The sequence below is a fragment of the Candidatus Tisiphia endosymbiont of Empis tessellata genome (assembly GCF_964031035.1).
GTDB lineage: Bacteria > Pseudomonadota > Alphaproteobacteria > Rickettsiales > Rickettsiaceae > Tisiphia.
On sequence record NZ_OZ034997.1, the window covers coordinates 1189911 to 1202758 of the forward strand.

Annotated in this window: 13 protein-coding genes and 2 pseudogenes; 12 read left to right on the forward strand and 3 right to left on the reverse strand. The window is 33.5% G+C overall.

Features of this window, described 5'->3' with window-relative positions; translation table 11 throughout:
- Nucleotides 1-142 precede the first annotated feature (142 nt).
- The gene (gene der, locus AAHM86_RS06225; protein ID WP_342267671.1) at nucleotides 143-1492 is read left to right on the forward strand and encodes a ribosome biogenesis GTPase Der; all 1350 of its coding nucleotides are present in this window, start codon (nucleotides 143-145) and stop codon (nucleotides 1490-1492) included.
- Between the two features lie 21 nt (nucleotides 1493-1513).
- On the opposite strand, the gene AAHM86_RS06230 is transcribed toward der, so the two are convergent.
- Complete coding sequence (locus AAHM86_RS06230; RefSeq protein ID WP_342267672.1) at nucleotides 1514-2317, reverse strand: RMD1 family protein; 804 nt, start codon at nucleotides 2315-2317, stop codon at nucleotides 1514-1516.
- A gap of 133 nt (nucleotides 2318-2450) precedes the next feature.
- Between AAHM86_RS06230 and AAHM86_RS06235 the strand changes: the two genes are divergently transcribed.
- Nucleotides 2451-3389, forward strand: coding sequence for a folate-binding protein (locus tag AAHM86_RS06235; protein WP_342267673.1), 939 nt, complete (start codon nucleotides 2451-2453; stop codon nucleotides 3387-3389).
- Between the two features lie 32 nt (nucleotides 3390-3421).
- On the opposite strand, the gene AAHM86_RS06240 is transcribed toward AAHM86_RS06235, so the two are convergent.
- The gene (locus AAHM86_RS06240) at nucleotides 3422-4765 is read right to left on the reverse strand and encodes a YhcG family protein (protein ID WP_342267674.1); all 1344 of its coding nucleotides are present in this window, start codon (nucleotides 4763-4765) and stop codon (nucleotides 3422-3424) included.
- Nucleotides 4766-5007: 242 nt separating this feature from the next.
- Between AAHM86_RS06240 and AAHM86_RS07220 the strand changes: the two are divergent.
- From AAHM86_RS07220 to AAHM86_RS06285, 10 genes and pseudogenes are all read left to right on the forward strand, one after another.
- Nucleotides 5008-5145 (forward strand): annotated as a pseudogene (locus AAHM86_RS07220) (phosphotransferase-like protein); the annotation flags it as partial.
- 71 nt (nucleotides 5146-5216) lie between these two features.
- Nucleotides 5217-5516 carry a phosphotransferase-like protein gene (locus tag AAHM86_RS06245; protein ID WP_342267675.1) on the forward strand — a complete coding sequence of 100 codons (300 nt, stop codon included), beginning with the start codon at nucleotides 5217-5219 and terminating at the stop codon, nucleotides 5514-5516.
- 112 nt (nucleotides 5517-5628) lie between these two features.
- A complete protein-coding gene (locus tag AAHM86_RS06250; protein WP_342267676.1) occupies nucleotides 5629-6186 on the forward strand; it encodes a histidine phosphatase family protein in 558 nt (185 codons plus the stop codon).
- A 28-nt stretch (nucleotides 6187-6214) separates the two neighbouring features.
- On the forward strand, nucleotides 6215-6352 hold the full coding sequence (locus AAHM86_RS06255) for a hypothetical protein (protein WP_341755915.1): 138 nt from the start codon (nucleotides 6215-6217) through the stop codon (nucleotides 6350-6352).
- A 25-nt stretch (nucleotides 6353-6377) separates the two neighbouring features.
- Nucleotides 6378-6929 (forward strand): GNAT family N-acetyltransferase, encoded by a 552-nt coding sequence (locus tag AAHM86_RS06260; RefSeq protein ID WP_342267677.1) that lies wholly within the window; start codon nucleotides 6378-6380, stop codon nucleotides 6927-6929.
- A 3-nt stretch (nucleotides 6930-6932) separates the two neighbouring features.
- Complete coding sequence (locus AAHM86_RS06265; protein WP_341755914.1) at nucleotides 6933-7460, forward strand: GNAT family N-acetyltransferase; 528 nt, start codon at nucleotides 6933-6935, stop codon at nucleotides 7458-7460.
- 558 nt (nucleotides 7461-8018) lie between these two features.
- Nucleotides 8019-8621 carry a BON domain-containing protein gene (locus tag AAHM86_RS06270; protein WP_342267678.1) on the forward strand — a complete coding sequence of 201 codons (603 nt, stop codon included), beginning with the start codon at nucleotides 8019-8021 and terminating at the stop codon, nucleotides 8619-8621.
- Nucleotides 8622-8693: 72 nt separating this feature from the next.
- Nucleotides 8694-9308 (forward strand): annotated as a pseudogene (locus tag AAHM86_RS06275) (septal ring lytic transglycosylase RlpA family protein); the annotation flags it as partial.
- Nucleotides 9309-9375: 67 nt separating this feature from the next.
- On the forward strand, nucleotides 9376-10356 hold the full coding sequence (gene pdhA / locus AAHM86_RS06280; protein WP_342267679.1) for a pyruvate dehydrogenase (acetyl-transferring) E1 component subunit alpha: 981 nt from the start codon (nucleotides 9376-9378) through the stop codon (nucleotides 10354-10356).
- Between the two features lie 8 nt (nucleotides 10357-10364).
- The gene (locus AAHM86_RS06285) at nucleotides 10365-11345 is read left to right on the forward strand and encodes a pyruvate dehydrogenase complex E1 component subunit beta (protein WP_342267680.1); all 981 of its coding nucleotides are present in this window, start codon (nucleotides 10365-10367) and stop codon (nucleotides 11343-11345) included.
- A gap of 163 nt (nucleotides 11346-11508) precedes the next feature.
- Here the strand turns inward: AAHM86_RS06285 and AAHM86_RS06290 are convergent, their stop codons facing one another.
- Complete coding sequence (locus tag AAHM86_RS06290; RefSeq protein ID WP_342267681.1) at nucleotides 11509-12618, reverse strand: patatin-like phospholipase family protein; 1110 nt, start codon at nucleotides 12616-12618, stop codon at nucleotides 11509-11511.
- Nucleotides 12619-12848 lie beyond the last annotated feature (230 nt).

The following is a 12848-nucleotide window of genomic DNA, read 5'->3' on the forward strand; positions in this document are numbered from 1 at the left end:
TAATTAAGTGTTAATAATATACTCAAATACTGCAATATTCAAATGATTTACCCCAATTTGGGATAAGAATTGATAAATTCTTATCCCGAATTTGCGTATTTGAGTATTAGTGCTAATGAATTATTATGATAATATAAAGGTGATGCATAAAAAAATTGTGGCGATTATTGGTAGACCCAATGTAGGGAAGTCTACGCTCTTTAATCGTTTGGCTATCAGGAAAAAGGCTATCGTACATGATCTCCCGGGGGTAACACGTGATCGAAAATATGCTGATGCTCAAATTGGATCATTCGATTTTATGGTAATTGATACTCCTGGTTTAGAAGAAGCGGAAGGTGCGAAATTAGAATATAGAATGATGCAGCAGACTGTAGAAGCCATTCTAGAAGCAGATTTACTATGCCTTATGGTGGATGGCAAAAATGGTGTATTACCGGAAGATAAGTTTTTTGCTAATTTTATCAGAAAATATGATAAAAAATCTGTGTTGATTGTCAATAAATGTGAAGGACGGTTTGATTTTGCTAAAGAATACTACAAGCTTGGTTTTGATAATGTAGTGCCAATTTCTGCAGAACATGGTGTTGGTATGGCAGATTTACACGATGCAATAACTGAAAAATTAGGAGATGAGGAACTAGAGGAAGAATTAATCGACCCAATAAAGGCTGACTATATACAAATAGTGGTGAGTGGTAGACCAAATGCAGGAAAATCTACTTTTATTAATAGTATTATTAATAATGAAAGATTGTTAACAGGACCTGAAGCCGGTATAACAAGGGAATCTATAGAAATTGATTGGCTATATAATGATAATAAATTTAAATTAATTGATACGGCTGGTCTAAGAAAAAAGGGAGCTATTAACAAGTCCTTAGAAAAATTATCAGCTTCTGATACTATTAATAGTATTAAGTTTGCTAATACTGTTATTTTGATGGTTGATGCACAAATGAATTTGGAGCAACAAGATCTAAATATTGCTAGTTATGTTATAGAGCAAGGCAGAAGCCTGCTTATAGTAGTTAATAAGTGGGATTTAATTGAAGGGAAAAATAGAGATAAATTTAAGGAAGAATTTCTTTATAAGATGGAAACCAATCTACCACAAGTTAAGGGAGTATCGATAATATTCATATCAGCCTTAAAAAAGCAGAATATTAATATGGTACTAGATGAGGCTATAAAAGTTTATACTTTATGGAATAAAAAAATTGCTACTAGTAAACTGAATAATTGGTTAGGTTTTGTCCTTGAACAACATCCACTGCCCTTACAAAAAGGCGGTAGACGTGTTAGAATTAAATATATGACTCAAACAAAAATTCGTCCACCAACCTTTAAACTATTTTCCAATAACCCTGAGAAAATCACTGATAGTTATACTAGGTATCTTATAAACAACTTGCGGGCAGCGTTTAATTTACCAGGTGTGCCAATAAGATTTACTTATACTAAAACTGAGAATCCATATGTAAAGTCATAGGTCTAATATGAGTAGAGTTAATTAATTTCCATTCAGAAGATAACCAATTATTTTGAAAAAGAGTTTATCATGAATAAGGGATAGTACTACTTCTATGGTAATTAATATTATAATGATCCATTCAAGTCTAGTTGAGTGTTTATAGTTTAAGTCATTTGACAAAATGTTATAGAGTTCATGGATCATGTTCAGTCGATGGTTAAGAATATTCTGACGAATTTGAATATCTTGAAACTCTGCAGTCATTAAGTATAAAGGTTCATAACTAGGACGACGCCAAAAAAATTCAGGAGTATCTAGTATATCGCTGTGTAAATTAATAGAATATCGTTCGTTAAATAATATGCCAATTTGTTGAGATATTTCCTTTTTTGAAATTGATACACTGCCAGTGCTGGCTAGCTCTTGTTGAATCGGTGTTGTTTTTACAATTAAATTACTTACTGATTTTTCTAGTACACTAAGTTTAACTGACTGAGCTAAAGCATGCGATATAGATAATTTTATAAAAGTTGATTTATCTGCTAGAATGATTTGGTTTTTTTCTTCATCTATAAAGGTTTTACCTGTAGTTTCATCATAATCAAAATAGATAAAGTCAGACATTATCTCATCAGTTTGATTAGCTTGCAGAGCTACTATATCGTCTAGAATCATTTTCTCTTGGCTTTCTTCAGCTCCCCATATAGTAACACAGCCAAATGGGAAAAAGAAAACATCTATAGGATCTAAGTTTTTTACTTGTTCTTTTTGAATATATAGTACATCATCAAAGTGTTTAGGTTCAAGACCAATCTTATTGAGATTTATTACTAAGTCATTCATCTTATATTCAGAAGTCGTACAGTAGGAAGCACATCTCATATAATAAATAATTTATAGCAAACAACTATTGCATCAGTATAATATAGTATTATAAAACTTATTAAAGTCAATTAAAATATCATAGTTGGTAATTATGCATGAAATATTAACAAATAGAGCAATTATTGAAGTTGTGGGTGATGATGCGATGAATTTTTTGCATAATTTGACAACTAATGATATAAAAAATAATAATTATTGTTATAGTTATGCTCTAAATAATCAAGGAAGGTATTTATTTGATTTTTTTGTATTAAAACTATCAGCAACAAGACTTTTTATTGATATAAATGTTAATCAGTCTGATTTATTTAAAAATCACTTAGTGCAGTATAAATTACGTGCTAAAATTGAAGTGAACGACTTAACTAACATCTATCAGGTTATTTACTCAAAACAACAGTTGGAATTTAATGGATACAAAGACCCTCGTTATGAGCAACTCGGTTTCCGTTCCATTGTTAGTAAAGATGTACCAATAACTGCAGGAACAGCAGGACTATACCTGCAAGATAAATATAATTTTGCCATAGTTGATGGGTATGAGGATCTAATTTTCAACAGATCCATTCCGGTCGAATATGGCTGTGAGGAATTAAACGCTGTAAGTTACACTAAGGGTTGCTATATTGGACAGGAAGTTATTTCAAGAACAAAATACCAAGGAGTAGTAAGGAAAAAAATATTTAAATTATACTCTCCTTCCCCTTCGAATTGCCTCCGTAAAACTGTGGGGGATTCGCGTGCTCACGTACTAGATGTACGCTCCGCTCACTCACCCCTTGTTTTACGTTCCAATTCGAAGGGGAAGGAGAGTATATCTGCTACTACAGACAGTTTAGATATCTCAAAAGATGATGAAATTATGGCAAATAATACAAAAATTGGAGTAGTATGTTCAAGCTATAAGAATAGTGCAATAGCTTTAATTAGAGTGGACGACTATCATTCATTACAAAACACAGTTATTACTGTAAAAAACCAAATTGTTTCTTTGTGCGTTCCACCTTGGCGTTCATATATGACTATTTAGGAACTTATGACAATATCGAGAACTTAATAAAGTTAGCTATAGATATATCTGAGTGATAATTTTATTTTCTTCAATGTCTCATGAAAAAATTTCTCAGTTGCCTTTAGATCGGTCATCATTTGGTCTACTGTTTTGACTATTTGGGTAGCTTCTTGTTGTATCTCGCTCGATTCAGGTAATTGTTGTTGTACTAAAACCCATTTTTCATAACAAACACTTATTTTTGTATTGTTCTCTAACTCTTCTAATCCTGTACTAAATGATTTTATTTTTTGTTCTAGCAAGTTAATTGCAGATTGTAATTTATCCAAGGTTTCTTGATATTCATTAATTTCCTGCTTAAAAGGCTCATTAGTAAAATCCTTGGACAATTCATCTTCCAACTCTTCAATGGTTGGTAGGGCAGTTTTAATATTTTCTGGCAAGCTTTCAGTCAACTTATATTCAGCAAGACCAATCGGCTTAGTCATGTCCCGCAGTGCATATTCAGCAAGTACTTGATCTTTGGTCTTACATAATATCAAACCAATGGATGGGTTATCTGTTGGGTGTTTTATTTGATCGTCAATTATAGATAAATAGAAATTTATTTTGCCGGCATGCTCTGGTTCAAATTCAACTGCTTTAATTTCGATTGCTATGAAACACCGAAGCTTTAAGTGATAGAAGAGTAAATCTAGGTAATAATCTTTTTTACTAACTTTTAAATGATGTTGACGTCCTATAAAAGAAAATCCGCTACCTAATTCCATAAGAAACTTTTCAATGTGTGCTATTAGGCTCTTTTCTATCTCTCTTTCATGTGCATCCTGACCTATACTTAAGAAATCAAAGGAGTAGGGATCCTTTAGAATTTGGTTAGCTAAATCTGATGTTGGAGATAGTAACTTTTCTTTAAAGTTAGTGATGGCTTTCCCGTGACGTTTATAAAGATTCATGTCAATCTGATGTATCATTACGGCACGTGACCAACCATACTGCACGGCTTGCTGCATATAAAATATCCTTGCTTCCTGCTCTTTTACTCTTTCCATTAAAATAACATGATGATACCATGGCAATTCTCCAGCAAGTTGCTGGAGAATTGTATAGTCCTGATATAGTTCAGCAAATCGACGCATATTATGTAAATTGGTAACACTAAAGCCTTTCATATCTGGAAATGTTTTTAACAGATCTTTACTTAAATTATGAATAATTTTTGTACCCCAATCTTGATTACGTTGTTTCTGTAAAATCTCGCTACCAATATGATGGTATAAGATTATTAGCTCCTTGTTAACTGACAAAGCTGCCTTATAACGACTTATAATTACACGGTCTTTTAACTGTTCTAAAAACTCTTTATATTCTGTAGTTATAATATTTTTATCCACGGTGGTTCTTAATTTATTGATTCCCTAACGTAATCACTATACTATTAATTCAGGATAATGATAACTCTTAAAAAAATGTGAGCAAGAGTAATGTATTGAGGAATGAAAAAAAATAAGCAACCTTGCAAAAATAATGAAAATTGTTATTAGTGGAGCATAAAAATCTGTTATATTTATTATATATAGTTAACCCTAGGAGGACACAGTATTAGTAGCAATGAGAAAGAACAGCAAGATACCATATGAGTAAGATTATATTTTTAAATGGATGTGGCTCTGCTGGTAAAACATCTATTGCAAGAGCAATACAGTATTTAAGTAAGGATTCTTGGCTTACTTTTGGCATAGATACTTTTATTAGTATGACACCATTACCATGCTCATCTGATGATAAACCGGATGTTAGATACTTTTCCTTCGTTCCGGGGATAAATGATCGTGGACACCAACCATGCGTGTTGAAACTAATCCAAAAGGTGAACAGCTCTTTGGTATCATGCCAGATTTTGCCAATCTACTTGCAAGTCGTAACAATAACCTTATCATTGATGAAGTCTTATTTGAAGATGCTTGCCTCAAATCTTATATAAAAAGCTTGAATGGCTATATTGTCTATTTTGTTGGAGTTTTTTGTGATCTTTCAAAAGTGATGCAGGAGCGAGAAATTTTACGCTGTGATCGTGCTATAGGTTTATCTAATGACCAAATAGATAGGGTCCACGTAGAGGTAGCCTGCGAGAATATGATTTAACAGTTGATACTACTAGCAAGTCACCTTTTGAGATTGCCAAGCAAATTCTGATTTTTGTAGAGGAGAATCCTGCACCACAAGGTTTTATAACTATGCATGAGAGATTACAGTTATGACGCTTCCCTTAAAACCTTTTTATTTTTTACGTCATGGTGAAACAGATTGGAATCGACACCATATTTACATGGGTTCGCAGGATATTCCTCTTAATCAAACTGGAGAAAACCAAGCACGGGAAGCCTCTGATATTCTTGGAAAAAAGGGTATAAAGCATATTGTTAAAAGCCCGCTTATGAGAGCATACAGGACTGCTGAGATCGTCAATGAAAAGCTAAAGGTTGATATTATAATTGTCCCGGAGTTAGCAGAATGTTGTTGGGGTGAATATGAAGGCAAGTCCGTTGATGATAATATTTGGAAAAGATGGCGAGATGGCAATACTCACCAAGGAGCAGAATATGTAAATGATTTTGACAAGAGAGTTTTGTGTGCTTTAAATAGTACGATCAGCTTTCAAGAGCCCGTTTTAATTGTTGCACATAGTGGAGTTTATTATGCTATCCAAAGACTTTTAGGATGGTCAATTATACATCTTAAAAATTGTTCTGCTATTTTTCACAGTCCACCAATCGGACAAAGTCAATTATGGTCTATATGTGAACTAAGTTAACCTCAGGTTAGTTGTGAGGAGGAGATTTATGAGTAATATCAAAATTCGTTACTGTGCAATGGAGGACCTCTCTTGCATGTTGCCTCTCATGGAACAACTTGGGTATAGGTCTTCAGAGGATAGAAAAATTGATCATTATTATGAAGTTATAGCCAAGAAAAAATAAGATAAACCTTGTTACAGGATATGTTATGAATATTCATTTTGAAAAAGCTAACTTAAGTCATAAAGACACTATTTTTAACTGGTTAAAAGAACCCCATGTTCAGGAATTTTGGGATAATAGCCAAGAACATAAAGATGATATTTTAAATTTCATCAACGGTCGTATAAAACCTTCAAGTTATGCAGATGGTCTATACACATATTGGATTGGGTGTATCTACAACGAACCTTATTGCTTGGTCATGACACTACAAGAAAAGCAGGAATATTCTATACCACTACTCAAAAAAGCTTATCTTTCAAAGCATGGTCACACCTATAGCATGGATTATACCATTGGTAATATAGCCTATTTTGGCAAAGGATTAGGGGCAAAAAATTTAGAAGTGTTTATTGATTTTATTAAAAGTAGTTATGATAGCCAAGCTGATACTTTTTTTATCGATCCAGATGTCACAAATCCAAGGGCTAGACATGTTTATGAAAAGGCAGGATTTAAATATATCGATGATTTTATTATGGAAGGGGAGGGAGTATTTGCTGGACGCAAAACACATTTTTTAGTAAAGCGATTGTAATCAATGGTACAAATTAATACCAAAATAAAGAATACAGTAAAGTTTCAGGAAAATATTTTAATCCGGCTTGCTGAAACTACTGACATTTCATCATTTGTCGCTCTGTCATATAAAAAGCGTCGTGCTTATGAAAAAGTTCAGCCACAGTTTTGGAAATATGCCGGTCCTGAAGCTGAGAAATCTCAAAAGCAATGGTTCGAAGAGTTATTGAGGTTAGACGATCACATTATGCTAGCTGCAGTTTACAAAGAAAAAATATTAGGTTTCATCATCGGTAGATTAATGTCAGCACCAAAAGTCTATAACCCGGGTGGACTAACGCTTATGATCGATGATTTTTGTGTGGAAAGTAAACACGATTGGAATTCTATTGGTCAGAAATTGATTAAGGAAATCAAGAAACTCGCAAAAACTAAAAATGCTACTCAGTTTCTTGTCGTTTGTGGTGCATATGACGAACCCAAACGTAATTTCCTTAAAAGCATGGGCTTAACTGTAGCTTCTGAATGGTATGTGGGAAGAATTATGTGATTACAGGAATGAATCATGTTACTTTAGCTGTAGTTTGATCAGTCTTGTGAGTTTTTTCGTAATACTCTGCTGCTTTAAATAATTATTTTTTTAATATCATGGATTCACGTATTAAATGGTAATACTTGCGTTCGCCCGCCTCTTATTTGTTGTTTCCATTCTTCAAATCATTATGGGTATACTCCCCAAATCTAACTTAAAACAATAGAAATCAGTTGTGTTTATTGTGAATTTTATTATAATGAACTATTTAAAGCCTTTATTTTAACTCAAGGTTATCTTAAGGCACGAATATTACTGACTTTAATATAAGGAAAAATGCATTCTTAAAGCGGCTAACGCGAATGCATTTAAAACCTTTCTAAAGCTAAAAACATCTATTAGCGAGGAGACAATAGGTCGACGAAGCAATATAGTTTCACTGAATTTAGGATAAGAATTGACAAATTATTATCCCGAATCCGCGTGACTACGTGGGAATGACACCCTAGACCTAGGCTATTAAACCGATGTCTTACATCGATATTTGAGATTAAATTAGTAGATTTAAGGACGGTTATGTATAGAATTAACTTTATTATTATAATCTTATCTTTCATGCTTACAGGTTGTCTGCCAGCTGTTTTTACTGCAGCAACTACCTCTACTCTTGCAGTTGCAAAAGATCAATCAATTGCGGAGACAATTGATGACGTAAAAATAGCTACAAAAATCAAAGCTTCTTTTATAAAAAATAATTTCAGGGAATTATATACTAAGATTAAGGTTGAGGTAAATCAGGGTAGGGTACTACTGACTGGAATCATAGACAAAAAAGAAGATGCATTAAAAGCTGTAGAAATTGTGTGGGGTGAAAAAGGAGTTTGTGAAGTTATTAATGAACTAATAATAGATAAAAAAAGTGATCATTTTGACTTAGTGCAATATACTAAAGATGCTATGATTACTAGTCAGATCAAGGTTAGAACTTTTGTTAACCGAGATATAAAATGGGTAAATTATACCATTGTTACAGTGAATGATATAGTATATATATTTGGTATAGCAAGGTCTGAGGAAGAATTAGAAAAAGTTACTTCTATTGCTTCCCAGATTAATGGTGTGGCAAGGGTTGTCTGTCATGTTAAAATAAAAGAAACTGAAGAAAATGATAATAAATAATCTCAATTCGATATAACTTGTCATATCAAATTCAGGTTAAATATGATATAAATGAAAGTGAAACTTAGATATATTCTTTTGTTGTTAGTTTATTGTATAGGGCTTAGCTCTTGTTCTACTAAGCTTAGTCTATATCGTAAATTATCGCAGGAAGATCCTAAAAATGTTCATTATAAGGGGCATTATAAGATAGGTAAAAAATATACTATCAAAGGTAAGACTTATAAACCTAAGGAAGATATTAATTGCAACCAAGTAGGTATAGCATCTTGGTATGGTTCTAAACATAAATTTCATGGAAAAAAAACAGCAAATGGTGATACATATAATAAACATATGCTAAGTGCAGCCCATCCTAGTTTGCCATTACCTAGTTTGGTTAAAGTGACTAACTTAAGTAATAATAAATCTCTTATTCTTATGGTTAATGATCGCGGTCCTTTTAAAAAGAACCGTATTATAGATGTTTCGGAAAAATCTGCTAAAATTTTAGGATTTAAAAAACAAGGTACAGCAAAGGTTAGAGTACAATATATGCATAAGGAGACTAAAGAATTTTTGAATAATATTGCTTTAAAGCCTAAGGAAAATTGTATTGCAAAAAAGAAAGTAGCCAATCCTAAATGTAGCGTTAATTGTCATATTAAATTAGTAAATCTAAAACATAAATTGGCAGTTAACCCTTGATGATTTTTGTATTATAGTGTATGCCCAAATTGGAAAACCAATTCTTCAAGCTTTTATAGGAGTATACATGATTGTTTTTGGGAAATATAAATTAAATAGTCCTCAGTATCTTGAGTCTTATAGGAAGATGTTGTTGCTTAGAAGATTCGAAGAAAAATGTGGGCAGTTTTATGGTATGGGTCTAATAGGTGGGTTTTGTCACTTATATATTGGACAAGAAGCGATAATTACTGGTGTGGATTTAGTAAAACAGCTTGGTGATAGTACTATTACCAGTTACAGGGATCATGCTCATATTATTTCAGCAGGGACTGAAGTAAAATACGTATTAGCAGAACTGATGGGTAAAGAGACTGGTTGCTCGAAAGGCAAGGGTGGTTCAATGCATCTGTTTGACGTAGAAAACAAATTTTACGGTGGACATGGTATTGTAGGGGCTCAAGTACCTATAGGTACAGGCCTAGCTTTTGCTGAAAAATATCGAAATACTAATAATGTATGTTTTACTTTCTTGGGAGATGGGGCAGTTAATCAAGGTCAAGTATATGAAGCTTTTAATTTAGCGGCGTTATGGCACTTACCTGTAGTTTATATTATTGAAAATAATCAATATTCAATGGGTACTTCAGTAGCTCGTTCTACCTTTATGACTGACCTTTACAAGAAAGGGGAGTCATGTGGTATTACGGGATTTAGACTAAATGGTATGTCGTTAGAGTCAGTTTATGATTATGTTCGGCAGGCTGCGGAGTTTGTTAGAAATGATGGTGGACCAATAATATTAGAAATGGATGCTTATCGTTACAGAGGACATTCAATGTCTGATCCAGGTAAATACCGTAGTAAGGAAGAAGTGGAAAACTATAAAGAACAGGACCCATTATCACAAGTGAAAAATATAATTCTGGCTAATAAATATGCTAGTGAAGAGCAGTTAAAAGAAATTGAGAAAGAGGTTAAAGAGGTCATTGCAGAAGCAGTTGAGTTCTCAGAAAGATCGGCATTACCGGATGAAGAAGAGCTATATACGAATATTTACGTTGAATGAGTAGAAACATGTTACAAACGACAGTACGGGAAGCCTTACGTGCAGCAATGCAAGAAGAAATGTTAAGAGATGATAGTATCTTTATTATGGGAGAAGAAGTTGCTCAGTACCAAGGAGCGTATAAGATAACCCAAGGGTTATTAGAGCAGTTTGGTTCAAAAAGGGTAATTGATACGCCAATAACAGAACATGGTTTTACTGGTGTGGCTATTGGAGCGGCATTTGCTGGGCTTCGTCCCATTGTTGAATTCATGACATTTAATTTTGCCATGCAAGCAATGGATCAAATAGTTAACTCTGCAGCTAAAACTCATTATATGTCTGGTGGAACTATTAAATGTCCAATAGTATTTCGTGGACCAAATGGGGCAGCAAGTCGAGTTGCTGCCCAACATAGTCACAATTATACAGCTTGTTATAGTCATATTCCGGGGCTTAAGGTAGTAGCTCCCTATAGTGCAGAAGATCACAAAGGGCTTCTAATGACTGCTATTCGTGACGATAACCCGGTTGTTTTTCTAGAAAATGAAATTCTCTATGGATATAGTTTTGAAGTCCCAGAAATAATAGAACCAATTCCATTTGGTCAGGCTAAGAAACTTATTGAAGGTGATGATGTCACAATAGTAACATTTTCTTTGCAAGTTAAGTTGGCTTTAGATGCAGCAAATAGCTTGTATGATAGTGGTATTAACTGTGAGGTAATCGACCTAAGAACTATCAAGCCCTTAGATATAGAAACTATATTAGAGTCGGTTAAAAAAACTAATCGGTTGGTTGTTATAGAGGAAGGCTGGTTTTTTGTAGGTGTTGGTGCAACTATAGCTAGTATGGTAATGAACCAAGCATTTGATTATCTAGATGCTCCTATAGAGATTATCTCGGGTAAGGATGTTCCTCTACCATATGCTATTAATCTAGAGAAATTAGCACTGCCAACTATAGAAGATGTTATTAGTGCTGTGAAGAAAGTGTGTTATACTAGCTAGACTTCAAGAATTAAGGTCGTCAGTTTAACCACTACCGATATCATTCCCGCGTGGATCACTAGTATGTTATTCTCTCGTAGGCGGAAATCCATAATATCTAATAGCCTTTGCAGGCTATTTTTTGGATTCCCGCTTTTAGCTAGGAATGGCATCTTTCTGCCATTTAATAGTTTGGTGATGTATTTAGTAATATACTAATAATTTGGTCGATAAGATCAGAGTTAGCATTAATGTAGTCTTCAGTTAACTTTAATAACGCAAGCAGATTGGCTTTAGAAGCATTATCCATAGCACTTGTCTTTTTATCAAGTTCAAATTGTAGGCGGCAGGAATTACCATAAATTTCCCCTAATTCAGCATTATACAAACCTTGAGCTTGCATCATTCCGCTAATTAAATTAGCTTTTATTACCCAACCAATAACCCCTGATTTACATAAATCTTTTGACTCTATGCCTAGTTTTGTAAATCCTGTACCAAGTGATATGAGTACGATATCTTTTTGAGTTAGTGTATCATCTAGTTCATAAGCTAAATTAGCAGCTGTCAACTCAGGATTACTGGCAAACATACCCCCATCTACTTGATAACTGCTGTTATTATACGCATTAGTTAGAAGCTTTGGTGCAAAGAATATAGGGGCAGCACTGCTAGCTGCTGCAATATTACTTATCAAAAAATTATTATTAGGGTCTTTAAGTGCCTGCTTTCTAGTCCACACCTGTGGTAAATTAGTATCCAAATTATAGGAAGTAACAGCCGTAGGGTTTATTAGTTGGCTCATCCTAGTATTACCAAAAAGCCCTATTAATATCTTGTCATATTGATTACGATCGTATTTTGGTCCCCAAAGACCAAAACCAGTATATATTTTTCTAAACATGGAAGCGTAAAAAATATCTTTAGACTTTTGCATATATATATCTAAAATGTCAGAAGCTTTATATTTTGGCTGTCCTGATTCATTAGGTGTAGCGAGAGCTAACACCACAAGTCCACCTGTAGAAGTACCTACCATAAGGTCGAATAACTCACTGGCAGGTTTACCACTTCGATTTTCAAACTCTGCAACAATACGTGCTGGTATAATACCCTTAACCCCACCGCCATCTATTGATAGTATTCTAACAGCTTTCTTTTTAAGAATAGATATATTTTTTGTTACTAAAGGACATAAGTTGGCAGAAATTAAAGGAGAGTCTTTTTTGCTATATTGCATCTGTTTTTTAGGAGTACAAGCAGTAAATACTACTAATATAAGTAAAAATATCATGACATTTTTCATAATAACCTAAGAACATTTAATTTATAAAAAGTTAAGACTTAATTTTATAGACACTATAAAATACATATTTTGTCATCAAGATAATTCAGGTTACCCCAGCATTCAGGATAAGAATTAACTAATTCTTATCCCAAATTCGCGTTAAACTGTATATTTACAGGGAAATTTGCACAGCCAATAGTTAATGTGCATAGTAGGTATTAACTACGAACGATGAT